Raw genomic sequence first — 16393 nt, 5'->3', positions numbered from 1 at the left:
CATGGCAACAAACGCTGTCGATAGGAAGACGATCGACGCAATGAATGAGCAGGTGCGCCAGCAGGTAGCACAGGAGGAAGAGGAGAAGAGGCTGATGAAGGAGGCCAGGAAGGCCGCCAGACGTCTAAGGAAGTCGAAAAAGAAGGCCGAGAAGGCGACTGCCCTAAGAGCAGCCAGACAGACCGGCTATTCCGGGACTATAATCATGCTGAACGGCAAGCCCTACGAGGTCGTCTACCAGTCGCGTCCGTCGCAGGTCGTGCATAGCGGCAATCTGGCTCCCCCATCCTTCAACACCGCTCCACAGTTCACCAAGCAGACGATGAATGGCATACCCGTAATCAGGATATACCGTGGGTTCCGCGGAGAGCTCTACGCCGTGGGACGCATGTCTCCCGGAGAGACAGGGCTGGTCTGGGGACGCGGGTACGATCCCACGACTGGTATCTGGAAGGGTGGGGACTACAACCTGGCCGCGAAACAGGTCGAGGAACTGTCCTATGGAATGGAGTGCATCATCAACAACGGGGCACTGGGAACCACCGTCAAGAAATCGTCCACTGTAAAAAAGGAAAGCCCGAAGGGTAAGGGAAAGACCGCACCTCCCAAGAAGCCAAAGGCATCCGCCGATAGAAAACCCAGTGGAAAGGGCAAAACCAGATCCACTGAAGTTGACAGGCGCAACAAACCCTCGAAGACTGCTGGAATCAAGAACTCGACCGTGAAAGAGACTTCGAGCAGATGCTCGAAATCCTCCACGGGAAAGTGCTGACTTGACATCCTATCGTGATCTCAAAAAGAATTCCGAGAAGGATCTCAACGCCTTCACTGCCAGGTACATGTTCTTCGCCTTCAGCGAGAAGCAGTTCGCAGACGGCATGGCCAAACTCGGACTGAAACCGAACGAGACGGGGAAGATCAGAGGGTTCGGTTCTGGAGCATACATACGCGCGGACAAAATCGATGATTACCAAAAGCTCACGAGGGAGCAGGACGATAGGGTCCGCAGAGCGTCCAGATCCGAATCGTTCGCCTTCGAGATGTTCTGCACTGAGCTGGCCAATCATGAGTATCCCGTGTCCATGGACCCCACGGATGCGGTCCTGGCAACCGGTTACACCATGGAGGAAGTGAACAGCAATCCGACCCTTAGACGTGCGTTGAATGATGCCAAGGCGTACATCATGAGCAATTCTGGATCGATATCACAGAACTCCAAACCGAAAGGATCCAGGTGTGACGCGAAGCACCCGCCATCAAACGTCCAGAACGATCCTGGATGGATGAGACTCGAAGGTCAGAACGCTTACACGGCATTGGGCAGGTGGAAGGTCGAGAAGAGCGGTCGCGTATGGAACCTGTGGGGACCCAATGGATTCACAGGATCCTATCCGACACTCTCGGAGGCTGGGCGTGCCGTCACTTTCTTCACGACGGTCGGAAGGACTGAGCCCTCGAAGAACTCCAAACGCAGATCGCATGGGAGGTGCTGATGTGAAGAGCAAGGGCGTGAACGATGTCATCCCCGACGTCACAAGGATCTTCGTATCCGTTGACGAAGGAGGAGACATCGGAAGCAACACAGAAGGGATGTGGTACATACTGTGCGGATGCTCCGTTCACGACAGGGTTCGGTTCGCAGATGCGACGAAGCACTTCGGATTCGTGAAGGAGATGAAATTCCGTAAATCGGCCAAACGCAGAACCGAGGTCCTGACATACGCTGACCCCGCCATCAGGAGGATATACTATGTGGCCACACGCAAGGATCAGAGCACATTCACTCCGATGGAGCAGAAGGCGATACATGACAATGCACTCGGCATGTTGTCCGATCTGATCCTGTCAACGGAGCAATCGAGATTCATTGATGTGGAAATAGATCACAACGACCTCATCGATGATGAGAGGGCTGAATCCCTGTTCGAGAAGAACAGATTCTCCAAGGGACGTGCAAAGGCCAGAGCCATCAGCTCCGAGGAGAGCTATGAGATGCAGACTCATGATTTCATCGTAGGGGCCATCGGAAAACTGTACAACAGATGTGATGAAAGGTACGCCGAATTGCTAACTGCACCAAAGTTCTGCATCCTCACAAGTTCGGATATGATGAAAAGTGTCAGTCCGACAGGTCGTAGCCGCCAGGCGGTCCGCAACACAGCCGGAGGACAGAATAACAATACCCGTCCGAAGTATAAAAAGACTCACAAGAAATCGAAAAGGAGGTGCTGATATGGCAATGGTAAGGCGTCATAAGGCCAGATGCGCCAACCGCAAGGGCATCCGCACGATGGCGGAGTTCCTAGCGGACAACGGGTTCGAGATTGTGAATGTCCAGAGCGTCGGTCAGGACCCGGGAACGATGAGTGTGGTCAGTCTCGTCATCGCCAGGGATGCCTCTGGAAGATTCGCAGTCATACGTTTGGATGATTGGACGCTGGCGAGGGGGTATCGTAAAAAGGATACTATCCCGTACAAAATCCGTGTAGAATGGGAAGGACACAGTCGCGAAGACGCGCTCAATGCGATGACCACTGCAAGGGCGGGGATGCTGGCGAACTTCTCGTGGTTCATCCCTGGAACAAAGGAACTGGTGCCCGGATGCAGATCGGAGAAGGTGATTGAATGCTGAGACGTCAGAGGTCCAAAGCAAAAGATGTCCTATTCTCCGAGAATGGGAAGCCTGCCCATGTCTGCACAGGTTGTGGAAGGTGTCGCTCTGAGAACGGGAAGCAACTGTTCGACAGACAGCTAGCAGAGGGATTCACAGGAATCTACGAGCTCAAGGATGGATCGATCATGGAGGCACACGAATGGGATGATCCAGATTGGGAAGAATGCGGGGTTGATCCACCCCTGGGAAGCGTTTACTACGACATATACGAGAACGGTGAGGGAGTAGATGGCGGTGTCATGGGGTATGACAGAGGAGACACCATCGGAAACCTCAGCGATTTCGTTGCCAGGAGCAACTCCGATGGGATAAGCCGCCTGATTGCGGCAGAGGGCACTCCCGAGTATGACGAGATCTACGGAGCTCTGGGGATTCCGAAGGACTATCTCCCGATCAAAAGGAAATACAGCCTTAGCAAGAACAAGAAGGCTGTAGCCGTAGAACCGGGCCAGAATCTCGGACCAGATGGGTCACCCTTGGAGTGCGGCGATTGCGGTTCCAATAACTGCGAGCTATGCGTCATCGAACCCACCGGTTCATGGCTCTGCAGATGCTGGTCCTGTGGCAATGTATTCTACCAATATCCCGAATGGTTCTAGACGTCTCCGCAAAACCAAGAAAAAATGGAGGTTTGACATGCAAAACAAGCAGACCACGGATTTGAACTCGACCGCCCATGCGACGAACAGGTGGTCTCATGTTCAGGAACTCTAAGAACAGGAGATCCACCATTGACGGGTCCCCGATCATTTGGACAGCTCCGATCATCGACGGCGGGAACGCTGGGGACGGCCCCCAGACACGTCCGAAGAAGTACGGGACCGCTCATGTCAAGGGCAAGAACGGGACGATGTACGCGGTTCCCGTGGATAAGAAGGGAAAGGTCCCTACTTCGGCTGTCTTCGCGAGGCTCCTGGATGTCGATACGGGCACCAGGGATGGACACCGGAGGGGTGTCGAGATCGACCTGAGCCGCGAGGCACAGAGAATCCATGAGATGCCTTCCGGAGGATTCACCCCTGAGCAGATTGTTGGATGCGGATGGTGGATGTATCCCGCCGAATCAGACATCAAGGGGATAGACGACCCCTCGACCATAGCCTTCGGAGAGGAGGATGCGATGGCCACGGCATCCAAGATCGCGATCATTGGACCTAAAGAGGACCGCGACCGCATCCAGAAGGTCCTGAAGGACAACTTCACACGCAAGGAGCTTAAGACCGCAGTGGCGGACCAGGGCATCGTCATAACTGTGGCCCCGGCAGGGAGAGGGTCTTCAGGATGGTACATGGGAAAGCAGCATGGCGTGACAATCCCGCAGATCGTCGTGGAACCAGGTGTAAGCGAGGACACCATCACACATGAATTCATCCATCACCTGAGACGTGTGGATGAATCCAGGGAGGGTGTGTCCAGATGTCCATTCCCCCTAACGGATGAGAAGGCCCTCGGTGCAGGGTACATCTCACTGCCGGAAAAGAGGAAGGCCGCCCTGAACAACTGGGAGGAGGCCGCCACCGTTGCCGAGTCCACAGTCAGGACACGTCAGCCGGAGACGAAGCCTACGGGATACTACGTTCACATCCCAGATGGCAGGGAGAACTATCCTACCTGGTACAACGAGGACCGTAGTACCATGACCCGGGGAAGTTCCAAGAACTCCCCGCAACGCGGAAGACGTGCTGTCTCCCGTGTCAACTTCCGCTTCGGCAACACCCACATCTCCGGTCTGAGATTCAAGCAGGGGAAATCGGCCCGTGAGGCAGTGGCGGAAGCGGCATCCAACGGAACGTTGCCGAAAGCATCGTCTCCCAGATCCAAAGAGGTGAGGAGACGATCGCAAGCGAGAACAATGTCCGGATGATCTGCCCATATTGCGATGGCGACAGATGTGTGATGCGCGAGATGGTACAGACCAGGGAAACCGAAGAGACGCTCATCACCGTCAGACGTTGTATCTGCAACGAGTGCGGAGAGTCGTTCTACGCGGTCAAGACCTTTCGTCAGACTGGTCCATTCGATTTCCTGCGCAGGGATCAGTTGGAACCGATGACGGGGATCAGACTCCGTAGACCAAGGCCGTTCAAAGAAAGGAGAGACATCTCATGAATCCTGCATGCTCGATCTGTCCGGTCAGGAGATCCACATGACCAGCCACATGGAATGGGAGCTGTGTCAATCGTGTGGGGGTCTCGCACGCATCAGAGCAGGCAGGACTGGCGTATGCGTACATTGCGGCTCGCGGGTGTTGCCGTGTTCCACCTGCAAACGTGCGGATTGCACCGATTGCCCGCATGATCGCAAGAACAGGATCTGGATCCCAATACTACGGAAGGTGTCCGATGGAGAAAAGGAGAAAACTCACTAAGACTGAGAAGCGCGATCTCCGCGACAGTGCATCATTGGGGATCTCGATGGCTTCCTTGGGGATAGGGCTAGCCTCATTGATGCTGGCATTCAACAAGAAACCAAGGGAGGATAGAATCCTCTACTCCGAGTCCAAAGGACGTATTCGACTACGATGCGCCTTCATAAACCCTTTAGAAACACCCTTCATTCCTTCTTCTGAGACTCTATGTAGATCTGGGAACAATGATGGAGCCAGCTCTCCATGTCTCCATACGATGATGGATTCTGCATGACCGATTCCAAATCCTTCAGGTCACAATAGAAGCGGGCAGCATAGATCAGGAAGTCGGAGGTGGAGTTAAAATTACCAGATTCCACCTCATTGGAGATTCTGTTTGCGATATAGTCCGGGATGCGGACCGAGGTCGGTATTGCCATGCATCAACACATGGATGTTGTCCTATTTGTAGTTGTATGGTCAAACAATGATACTACATTTCATTTAATGTAGTTGTATAGTATTACAACACTACTACATTATATACCACCTAACCTTATCATGGGCCTATGACAACAATGGTATCGTTCAGACTACGGGAAGATGTCATTGAGGACCTCGACCTATTGGTTCAACTCGGGTATGGGGTCAACAGGTCCGACATCATACGCACTGCCGTCCGCAGATATTCAGATGAGGTTCTGACAGCCAGACCCAGGAGAGGTGTTAGAAGATGACATCGAACAAGTATCCCAAAACGGAGGGTGACTGTCTCAGACTATTCATGAAGTCCGTGGAGTCTCAACACATATCCGAGAAGACGAAATATGGATACAGACTGGGATCGGAACACTGCATGACGATCCTGAGAGAACAGGGGATGCAGACGCTCCCTTATCTAATCGGAGAGAAGGAGATCAACTATCTCGTTTTCGAAGCGTTCGAACATCTGGCCGTCAGGACGAAGAGATGGTATCTCTCCATGTTCAACAAGTTCCTGCTGTTCTTCGATAACTTCACCATGCAGAAGATGAACCTGTCCTGGCCACATGACCGTCGCGTCCACGTGGACTGGCTGGACCCGGTTCAGGCGAGAGCTCTTCTCGACATGCCCAAGACAATCGAGGAGGAAGTAGCGGTCCATCTGGAACTGTGTCTGGGGTTGCGCCGTGTGGAGGTCATTCGTCTCCGGGTATGCGACATCCATCCGAACTATCTCGACGTTCGTGGGAAGGGGCGGCACGGCGGGAAATGGAGATCCATCCCTTTTCCAGAAGGAACATATGAGCTTCTACAACGGATGATTGCGGCTCGCAATTCCAACATCCGGAGAGTTCGGGAACTCTACCCCGAAGCTGTTGCTCCGGATACGCTATTCATCACGATCAAGGGTGGCACCATAGAACCGTTCGCGGAAAAGGGGACTGGGTTCGATGCCCGCTTTATCGTCCCGCTAAGGAAAAGAGCAGGATTCCAATTCTCGAACCACACGCTTCGCCGGACATTCGGGAGACAACTATGGAAAAATCATGTGGAGATCGAGAAGATAGCCGAGATCATGGGCCATGAATCGATAGATCAGACCCTGCAGTACATCGGCGTGAACATGGACGACATGAGCTCGGCCATGTCTAAACTGAAATACTGAACCATTCAATCAAACAAAGGCCACGGTTCTTAGTGAGATATGAACTGCCATCGGCCTCCTTTTTCTCCATTTTTGTAATTTCTAAGCGGACCGCGTGGTTAACACATGGACGAAAAGTAATTTATAACGAGCTTTGGAATATGGTATCGGGATGCTCGTAGCGTACTACAGTTTCCCGTAATACGAAAGTGTGAACAAATGACCGCGAATGTATTACATCGCGGATGTCCACACGCAGAACATGGGCTCAAATCCGGGCGGGCCCACTCATCCCCGACTGTTTATAAAGGATCTTTATATGCTTTCGGTGTCCGGAAGAGATCGCTTCTGGGCTTTTTCGGGCGGTTATGAACATTGATCCCGTATTTCAGACCCATCTCTCGGCTTACCCACGATTCATGATCAACTCCGGCCCAACCCTTTCTCTAATCTAATACAACACGAGAATTCAACAATCACCAATGCTAGATTCTTGTGATAGCAATTCAAGGTAGAACATACGTCTTTTATGAGGAACCATGTTAGATATCAAATAAGGACAACGACTGTCAACACGATCAATTAATTCATGTAATATTTGAAACGACTTCAATTGAGATTGAGTAACCGCCTCCATCTCATTGTTCAAATACTCATCATCATGCTCATCTATCCAATTGAAATATCTCTCCAATAACCCTACAACAACATCAGAGATCTGAATCAACAGTGAATACTTAGAATCTATAAACTCAAAAGAAACATATGGTTTACCTTCTATCCTGAAATCAATTGTTTCAAACTTTCTTATGATCTCATACTCTTCATCAAAATGATGAGTTGCCAAAGGTGCACCGAACATGCAATACCAATACGCATGAGAATAACCATCAATCCAAATGCCTCTTTCTCCGAAGTTCAACTGTATAAAACTAGTCTGTTTTGAAATAGCTTTTAAATTCTGTCTTAAGACCTCATTAAAGAACCAATAATCGCGATTCTCCACATCATTCCATTCTTCAATAAATGAAACAAGAGCGTGACAGAAAACTCCCTTATCTGTATTACTAACATTAGGATATCCATATTGTCCAAGTATGGATATAAATTCGCGAGGATCATTCATTACAAGCTGGTAGAAACAATCCTTCATTATTGCATGATAGATCAACAGAGACTTACCATAAGGTGCCTCCAGAGATTCATCCACGATTTCCACCACAGCATCGTAGATATTGTCAAAACAATGATAATGAATGTAAACGGGTGACCTTACCAACCAATCCAATAGTGCTACAACATTCCTACTTCCCATGTCATAGCGAAAATCATTTGTTTTGAAGAAGGACTTGGCCTTTAACTCGGATAATTTGTTGATTTTTAACGATGCGACTAGACTGTCTGTATCCAGCTCTACTCCAGGTGGGATGGCAATTCCGCCCAACATGAAATCACGATATATACCACGAGAATCGTTAACCAATTCTAACTTGTCCTTATCAAACCTAAATTTACCGATGTTGTTGGTTTCATCATAGTAGATGTTCCAATCCTCCGATAGCGTAGGGTCTACTATTCCCAACTGAACATTTTGCCATACATCGATTGTTTCCATATTTCACATCCATTTGAAATGGGCCTGCGTATCACTCAATGCCTTGCTGTAAAGACAAACTGACACACTCAGGAACCAAAACCTCTCTTGCCTCACCGGTCTCTAGATCATGATAGATGAACCGGGCATCCTCGAACTCCCCATCGGGCTGGATGCGCTTGAGCTGCTCCTTCACCCTGGACCTCATCTCCATGGCGAACTCCAGGATCTCGCGGACACCTTCCTTGTCCACCCTTCCATCGGGATAGATCAGCTTCATCATGGCTGATGTGACCTTCTTGATCGATGTTACATCCCTCTGCTTTAGACTTGAGTCCAACCTGAAATAACGGTCGATGACCTCGGAGAACTGTTTCTTCCTCAGTTCCCTCGCGATCTCTGCGAAGTAATCGCAGATAAACCCATAATCGTCTGTGAAAGTACTCGGGGAGAACGGCTCGATCTCCCACCCCGGGATGTAACAGTGGAACCTGTCCAGGAACGCGGTGTCCTCGTTCATCCCCACAGGGAACGGCTTGAAGAGACTGGCCTGGAGGAGAAGTGTCTTGATGCTCTCGTTGATGTTTCCGACGAAAACCATCGAAGCCTTGCCTTCGAGCTGTTCCCCACCCCTGGCGAAGGATCCGGATGCCATGTAATCCTTCATGATAGTGATGGCATCCTTGTCCTTGAACTTGATCTCGGCAACCTCGTCGAACGCGACGACATCCCAGTTGCAGACCAATCCAGGAGTCCTGGTCGAGAGATTGAAGAATAAGCTAGCAACAGTCGCCTGTCCTCCGGACACCAGGATGCTGCTGGGGGAGATCTCCTTGTAGACGTGGGATTTACCGGTGCTGCGAGGTCCGAGCTCGCAGATGTTGATGTTGTTCTCCACCAACGCCATCATACGCGCCAACAATAGCATGCGGGTACGCTGGTCGATGCTGTTCGGTTCGATTCCCGTGGACCTGAGCATCAGTCCGATCCACTGGTCCTTGGTGAAAGCCTGACGCTGATCCACGTAATGGTCGACATCGACGAAAGGCATCTGGATCGGTGACAGACGGGTGATCTTGAACGGATTGAGGACCTTCTCATCACCGATGTATGAGTAGTCGAAGGTGATGATGCACCATATCCCTCCAGAAAGGAGACGGGGATTCATCACTACCATGTCCCTCGAGATGGGAACGTTGATGAGGCCGAGACTCAGGAACGATGCGACGTAGATGTCCTTCTTGAAATCCAGTGTGACGGAGACCTTGTCGATGATGGCGTATCCTTCTCCTGCCTCACGTATGTTTGATTTGACCCTCTCCGCTTCGTCTGGCCTGATGTACAGACGCGACAACTTGTCCTTTACAGTCTCCAGACCTTCGTTGATCTCGTCCTCGTCATCTGAAGAGCAGTACATCCCCAGAAGGTACTCCAGGACGAATATCGGGACGTTGGCACCTTCCTTGATCTTCTTGGTGAGGTCCTTGCGGACGATACAGCCCTCGAAGGAATCGACAAGGTCGATGACATCGATGTTCACAGGTGCACCTGATTCATGCTGCCGCATCACGGGAACGGGATCCGAAGTGAAGGATTGCTGCACAATCTCGGAAGTCTGCACATCGGTTGTTCTCGGTTCGGATGCCGATAATCCCTCGACCTCATCGTAAATCCTGCCGAGTTCCTCTGCAACCGGGGTGGAGAAGCACTCGCAGAGCCTGATCATCGTGTCGATGGCCCTCTGAGTATCCCTTTTGGAGAAATCCTTGAGACCTACATGTGCAGACCTGTTGCGCAACTTATATAGTTCGATTGCCCACGAACGACAGTCCCTTGTCAATCCGGGGGGTTCGAACGATGTCATGTTACTGAAGACATCCTTCCAGTGAAGGTCCAGAAGCAATAGGACACGGGCGATATCCAACCTTGAGACCAGATCGTCCTCTGGTCCGCTTGTGGGAAGATCACGCTTCTGACTGTCCTTGAACGTGTCTATGACGGCAATCTGCCACCAATCCGGACCGAAGTGATCCTTCAACGACTTGGTGACGAAATGGGACATCACCGGAAGCAGCTTGTTGAAACCCTGTACGATGTAATCGTTGTTGCTCATGGAACCACCTCAGAATCCCAGATCCGCGAACATGACATTCACCTTGTAATCGAACCTCTTCGGCTCCTCATCCGGGTCGGTGAGGTTCCTGACCACCAATCTGATCATGTTCACCTTCAGCTCGACCTTGAATGTGATCCTGATATCCAACGCGGTCGGATCCACCCTGTTGGCGACGACCTTCTGCGGTTCTGATATCCTCTGACCGTTCATGTCCTCGATCCAGATGCTGTACTCCGCCTCACGGTACTCGTTGTTGACCGGGTGCTCCTGCAGAAGGACGAATCTGGGGGACATTTGCTTGACGTCCCTCTTCCCATCTGTCTTGAGGCCTACGTACTTCTCCGTTACAGCACCCTTGTTGGTGAACACTGTGACGACTGGAACGACGATCTCCTGCAGGGAGATCCCGCCGTGGACGAAGTTCTGCCCTCCGCCCTGCAGCTTGAACAATCCTGCGGAATCCGGAACGGAGACGTACAGACCGGAGTTGGATTCATCCAGGTAATCGAGGGAGAACTCGATGGAACGGTCGAGGCCGAACCTACGGTCGTTCAACGCGTAACGCCTGCCTGATTGGAAACCCTCGACGGCGGAGATCTTGTCTATCTCCTGCATGTCCCGCCTGCGGTATATGAAACCGTGATCGGCCGTGATGATGAACTTGGTGTAGTTCCAATTGGTGATCGTGCATATGATATCCTCGATCTCCCTGATCGCATCGTCACATGCGTCGAAGGCCTTGCTCTCTGTGCGTGCCTCATCTCCTGTCGCATCGATGGCATCGTGGTAGACGTAGATGAGGTCCTTTCCCTTGCAGCGCTCACGCAGCTCGGTCTTCTTCCCCTTGCCCATGTCCGAGTACCTGATGACCGCGGAATCCGGATAAACGGAGTTCAACACCGCTTCCCTCGTGCCGGATTCGGTGCTCTGACCGCATATGAGGACGTTATACTTACCGTCATGACTGACCTCTAGCCCATCGTTGGGAAGGAGGGCGGCCATTCCGAATTTGGTGATGGACGGGACTGTTGAGATCATGTGCTTTATGCTGCAATCCCTGTATCTGGAGTTCTTGCCGAGATTCTCCATCAACTCCACTGCACACTCGTATCTGAAGGCATCCGAGATGATTACGACCGTCTTCCGACCTTTCTCGATGAAGGATTTGCAGAAATCGGTCTGTGCGGGTCCGGGGAGGTCATCATAGGACCTAATCATGGAGCACAACCTCTCCGTAACGGGATTGAGGAACTGATTGGAGTATGTGTTCTCCACCAGGTTGCAAAGGACCTCTAGATTGGAGGACCCGGATCTGTCCGAGTTCTTGATGAAATGACGGTACTCCCTGTCGATGCCGTTCCATCCATCCGAATAACGGTCGATCATCCTGTCCACACTGGTTGTATTGATGACATCACTGCTGTACTCGTTGCAGAGACGCAGCAGCCTGGATGCGGAGAGGACCATGTCGTAATCGAATCTGTGAGCATCGGAGTCGATCATGTTCAACCGTTCGTCGATCATGCGAACGGCACTGTTGTCCAGAGGAGAACGCGTGCTGGAGATCTGGTCGATGAAACGGTCGACTATGACATCATCCACACATGAGAACACCCCCACTCCGATCACGGCACTGGGCTCGAATGCCCTCAGAACAGTGCTGAGATCTATCCTCTCGGAAATCCAATCCGAGAGGGAGCGCATCCTGAACGATATACTGGAGTCGTTCAGTATCCTCCTCATGACCGTCGAGGTGCGAAGGCCGTTCCTCAGGATGTAGTTGGATAGCTTGGGAGATTCGACAAGTGGCGTCGAATAGGTTGCAGCTGTTATGAAGAGACTGAAAGAGAGATCCCTGATGGACCTTGTTCCGATGTATCCGAATTCCTCCTTGCAGTGATCCCAAAAACAATCGGACAGGCCGTAATCGTCGATCAGATTCAAGATGGCTGTATCTGTCTCCAACTCCGGTGAATCCGAGTATCTCACCAGTACATCCGACAGGATATCGGTGAAATCCATGGAATTGACACCCAATGAGACTGCCAACATGGCATCGAGAACACTGTCAGGGTCGTCTTCCTTCGGCTGCAACCTCAGGAACTTCCTCTTGCGTTCGACACTGTTGAAGAATCCGACATGGTCGTTGACAACCTCGTTGCATGATTCCGACAGCCCCAACTCGGTGCAGATGCAAGCTGTCTTATCGGCGGTGAACAGGGGCTTCGAGTAATGGATGGTGTCCGCAAGGATGTTGTCCTCATCCGGAGGGATTGCTCCGGGCATGTACACCAGGAATCTGGCCTCCTTCTGTTCAACCTCGATGGTGTACTTGATGTAGAACCCGTTGAACCCGTCCCATTTGATGATCTTGATGTCCCCGAGTTCCAAATAATCCACAGCATCGGAGAACTCCCTCTTCGGATCCGACCAGAACACGATCCTCGGTGCGACTCCGGTCTTTGAGGAGATTGTATCGAAACGGGCCATCAGCATAGATGTGACTTCGTCGCTCTCCATGATATCACTTCAACTTGTAGAGGAGGTTGATCTTACCCTTACCTCCGGGGTTGTCGATGTTCTGGAACTTGGCATAATTGACCTTGACACCGTCATCGAGATTGATAGAGACCTTGTCCGAGGAGTAGAGTTCCATGGCCAGATCATATACGGCGATCTCATCCAGTTTCTTCTGGAGCTTGGACCTGACGACCGAATCGGTTTCCGCATCGAACTGTTCAGTGTATCTCTTCTGCATCGGGAGTAGGTAGTTCTGACGCATCTTCCCGATGAGGTTTTCATCGTAGCGATGCATGTAGATAAGTGCCTTGAATCCGTTCTCCTTGCCGGAATCGAACAGCCAGTATATCGGGAGGTTGGAGTACATCTTGAGATGATCCTTGTAGAAATCGTTGAGGAAGTACTTCCTGATCTTGTCACGAGCAATACCAGAACCTTTGATCTCCAAAGCAGAAGCAATGAATTTGAGGTTCTCTTCCAGATTCTCCTCACCGAACACGATTCTGATGAAATCTACGAAACGCGTGACAATGTCGTCCCCAAAATAATCATTGTCGTTAATCGGAATGATGTTGTCCGAATCGACAGGATACTCCCTATCGGGTTGAATCCATTCACCACCTGCAAACTGAAGTCCATGAGATTCAAGAGAGTAACGACCAAACATACAACCAATTGCGTGAGAGATTAATCTTTTCACAGCACAATTTGAATCAATTAATTCTGTTGTCGTTGGAGACGCATCATCTTTAGAAAGCTCATCTTCTAATTGGTATATTTCTATGAAGATACTGTTCAGTTCCCTCTCATTAGATCTCATACTATTGTAGCGTTTGTTAGCTGCCTTAACCTGTTCTTCAACATACTCCGATACGGTACTAAAACCAACAAAACACCGATCATAATTCCAAGACAACTCTTGAGAATCCCAGTCTTCTTTGGATAATGCTATATTCTGTCTTACTAAATCTACCACTTTGTTCTTCTCTTCATCACAGTAAATCATAGGTATTCTACTAATATCATTATTAGTGAAACTCATTGTTGGATTAAGTCCTTTAAGAATACTGAACGTCACATTGGAAGACAGCAACCCTATACAGTAATCTAAAGAATAATTCTCACATATGAAAGCAGAACGACTAGTATCATCGAATATGAAACCAGGACGTTTATACCTTACAGCGAACTCCGAAGAACTCAGTTTATTCCATGTAAAGCCTTCCTTGAAATACATGCTTGTATTTTGAGGACGTGCGGCTAGCTTTCCATTCTTATTTCTATAATGTTTTATTGATTCTCCATTGTTTTTCCAATCAACTACAATCGTATCTGCAGGATACCACTTCCGATACTTACCTCCACTATTGCAAGGATACCAGCGTTCTTTTCTGTTCGTTGTTTCAGATACGTCTGAAATACCAAAACCAATATTACGATAATCAACTTCAAACCACGAACGCTGATACACATCATTGTTCCCAGTTGCTAACCCAGCACACAGATTTACAATAGTATCTAGAGACTGTCCCTCCGCAAAACACGATATCATCCTTTTACTGAACCAATACGCAATCGGTGCGCCAGGGATTGCATCGAATCTGGATTGCTTGACGAAATAACGGTTGTCTCCTGAAAGGAAGAGATTCTCCTTCTCTGCTTCCCCATAACCGTCTATCAAACGGCAATACGTGCCTACATGATCCTGGTTCACCTCATTGCAAAGAGTAAATGAGACTGACTGAACCACCTCTCCCCCGATCTGGTCGAACGCGTGTGGCCCCAGATGGGCCATCGACATGACCATTGACTTCTTACGAAGATTGGAACGTAGCATCTCGAAGCTTGACAGGAACATGAACGCATGCTGCGTTATCATCGAGACATAGTCGTCCTTTCCGGAGAACTCGAGACAACGTTCGATAAAACAGGCGAAGAGATCCGATTTCGAATCAGGATAAGCGTCCTTCACGAACTTGGAGAGATCGGGATTCATTCCCGATGAACTTAGATACGGAGGATTGGTGATGATAGCATCGAACTTGGTTGTCAGGACCCTCGCCACATCGACGATCTCGCGGATGGTTGCATCCAGTTCTGGATTACTGAACAGCGTACCAGTGCGACCCTTGAGATAGTTCCCAATATTATCCCAGTTCAGTTTACGTATCCTCAGCAACGAACCGTAGGTCTTCGCATCCCTGAACACCGACAGCAGATACATGATCTCGTTACGGGCGAGGGCGGAATCCTGTGCACTCAATATGGTGCCGTATCCCTCCAACGCACTCTCGTCGATTCCGTTGGATTCCGGAATGGAATGGAGATTGGGCTTCAGCCCCTTGGAGAACACGTTGGGATCGTACTGGCGGGCCTTCATCATCACCGCGAAATATGCAAGCTGATACGCCCTGTCGTCGATATCCAATCCATAGATGTTGTCGGTGACGATGAGATCCACGGCATCCTGTTTGGAGTAACCGAAACTGTCGTAGATCTGCATCAGGACATCGAACGCGTAGACCAGGACATGACCGCTTCCCATGCAGGGATCGATCACCTTGATGTCTGAGGGCATCATGGTCTGACGGGGTTTGCGCTGCTCCTTCAGAGCAGCTGCGACTTCCGGCTCCTGTTGAGCCTCGTCGACGTAGTACCTCCATCCCTTCCTGAGATTGGGATCGTCATGACCATCCAACCAGACCCTTCCGACGGAGTTCTCGACCATGTAGCGGACGATCCAATCCGGTGTGAACAGCTGCGTGGCAGCCGGGATGCGCTCCTTGGAGATCTTCACATTCTTCTTGAGATTCGCGAAGACCTCGTCCTTCACCTCGGAATTGTAGTACTGGTACATCCAACCGATGATCTGCACCGCATCCCTGAAGTCCTCCTCCGGAACGTTGTCCACAAGGTCCCTGACAACACCGTCCGGGTTCGTGTAGGAAAGACGGAGAAGAAGGTTCTCATACGGCTTGGTGACTGTGAACAGCTCCGGGAGGATCCTGTTTAACACCTTGCACTGATGGATGAACATCCTGGAGAACAGGTCGTCCAGTTTGTCGGAGTCCCTGAGACGGATGATGTCCTCCATTTCCGAGCTCGATATCCCGAGGTCGACGGAGGTGCACCTAGTGACGAGATCGGGCTCATCCTTCCCGGGGACCGTCGACGACAGCACACGAACATGGGTCGGAAGGTAGTCGTTCACCTCCATGTATCTCACGGCGATGAGCCTGTTGAACCATGTGTACGCGACCTGCTCGACTATGTTGTCGTATCCTGACTTGTCGATAGCCTCGATCAGCTTCTCGCGCCAGTTGGCCTCATCCCTGGTGATCCTTGTCTGGAGTCCACCCTTCAGCGTGATGATGGTGATATCTCCAGCGGATTCTATTGAGACCATATCATGACCCTCTCCCACCCCCAGGTCGGCCATCGCTGAATCGACGGATTGTCTGAGCTTCCTCCTCGCCTCGATCGAGAACCTCTCTACTGCTGCACGGTCCATGGTA

14 protein-coding genes are annotated in these 16393 nt (G+C 50.7%); 9 read left to right on the top strand and 5 right to left on the bottom strand.

Going from position 1 to position 16393, the window contains the following annotated elements; genetic code table 11:
- The first annotated feature begins 1 nt into the window (after position 1).
- From V5D86_RS00995 to V5D86_RS00965, 7 genes are all read left to right on the top strand, one after another.
- Positions 2–772, top strand: a complete 771-nt coding sequence (locus tag V5D86_RS00995) for a hypothetical protein (RefSeq protein WP_414594835.1) — start codon at positions 2–4, stop codon at positions 770–772.
- Between the two features lies 1 nt (position 773).
- Entirely contained in the window at positions 774–1493 is a 720-nt protein-coding gene (locus V5D86_RS00990; RefSeq protein ID WP_414594834.1) for a hypothetical protein, read from the top strand.
- A 1-nt stretch (position 1494) separates the two neighbouring features.
- A complete protein-coding gene (locus tag V5D86_RS00985; protein ID WP_414594833.1) occupies positions 1495–2232 on the top strand; it encodes a hypothetical protein in 738 nt (245 codons plus the stop codon).
- A gap of 1 nt (position 2233) precedes the next feature.
- Positions 2234–2632 carry a hypothetical protein gene (locus V5D86_RS00980; RefSeq protein WP_414594832.1) on the top strand — a complete coding sequence of 133 codons (399 nt, stop codon included), beginning with the start codon at positions 2234–2236 and terminating at the stop codon, positions 2630–2632.
- Entirely contained in the window at positions 2626–3273 is a 648-nt protein-coding gene (locus V5D86_RS00975; RefSeq protein WP_414594831.1) for a hypothetical protein, read from the top strand. Before V5D86_RS00980 ends, V5D86_RS00975 begins: the two co-directional genes overlap by 7 nt.
- A 98-nt stretch (positions 3274–3371) precedes the next feature.
- Entirely contained in the window at positions 3372–4538 is a 1167-nt protein-coding gene (locus V5D86_RS00970) for a hypothetical protein (protein WP_414594830.1), read from the top strand.
- Positions 4535–4783, top strand: coding sequence for a hypothetical protein (locus V5D86_RS00965; protein WP_414594829.1), 249 nt, complete (start codon positions 4535–4537; stop codon positions 4781–4783). Before V5D86_RS00970 ends, V5D86_RS00965 begins: the two co-directional genes overlap by 4 nt.
- A 444-nt stretch (positions 4784–5227) precedes the next feature.
- Here V5D86_RS00965 and V5D86_RS00960 read toward each other — a convergent pair whose 3' ends face one another.
- Positions 5228–5461 carry a hypothetical protein gene (locus tag V5D86_RS00960; RefSeq protein ID WP_414594828.1) on the bottom strand — a complete coding sequence of 78 codons (234 nt, stop codon included), beginning with the start codon at positions 5459–5461 and terminating at the stop codon, positions 5228–5230.
- Between the two features lie 129 nt (positions 5462–5590).
- Here V5D86_RS00960 and V5D86_RS00955 point away from each other — a divergent pair, with 129 nt between their 5' ends.
- Together V5D86_RS00955 and V5D86_RS00950 are read left to right on the top strand one after the other, a co-directional pair.
- Positions 5591–5758, top strand: a complete 168-nt coding sequence (locus V5D86_RS00955) for a ribbon-helix-helix domain-containing protein (RefSeq protein ID WP_414594827.1) — start codon at positions 5591–5593, stop codon at positions 5756–5758.
- A gap of 245 nt (positions 5759–6003) precedes the next feature.
- Positions 6004–6669, top strand: a complete 666-nt coding sequence (locus V5D86_RS00950) for a tyrosine-type recombinase/integrase (protein ID WP_414594826.1) — start codon at positions 6004–6006, stop codon at positions 6667–6669.
- 448 nt (positions 6670–7117) lie between these two features.
- Here the strand turns inward: V5D86_RS00950 and V5D86_RS00945 are convergent, their stop codons facing one another.
- From V5D86_RS00945 to pglX, 4 genes are read right to left on the bottom strand one after another with little or no spacing between them, the layout of a single operon-like run.
- Positions 7118–8263 carry a DUF3800 domain-containing protein gene (locus tag V5D86_RS00945; RefSeq protein WP_414594825.1) on the bottom strand — a complete coding sequence of 382 codons (1146 nt, stop codon included), beginning with the start codon at positions 8261–8263 and terminating at the stop codon, positions 7118–7120.
- A gap of 31 nt (positions 8264–8294) precedes the next feature.
- Entirely contained in the window at positions 8295–10355 is a 2061-nt protein-coding gene (gene brxL, locus V5D86_RS00940; RefSeq protein ID WP_414594824.1) for a protease Lon-related BREX system protein BrxL, read from the bottom strand.
- 9 nt (positions 10356–10364) lie between these two features.
- Complete coding sequence (gene pglZ, locus V5D86_RS00935; protein WP_414594823.1) at positions 10365–12878, bottom strand: BREX-1 system phosphatase PglZ type A; 2514 nt, start codon at positions 12876–12878, stop codon at positions 10365–10367.
- A 4-nt stretch (positions 12879–12882) separates the two neighbouring features.
- Complete coding sequence (gene pglX / locus V5D86_RS00930) at positions 12883–16389, bottom strand: BREX-1 system adenine-specific DNA-methyltransferase PglX (RefSeq protein ID WP_414594822.1); 3507 nt, start codon at positions 16387–16389, stop codon at positions 12883–12885.
- Positions 16390–16393 lie beyond the last annotated feature (4 nt).

This window comes from Candidatus Methanoprimaticola sp. MG2, from assembly GCF_047501175.1.
GTDB lineage: Archaea > Thermoplasmatota > Thermoplasmata > Methanomassiliicoccales > Methanomethylophilaceae > Methanoprimaticola.
This window is presented reverse-complemented; position numbering and strand designations above follow the sequence as displayed.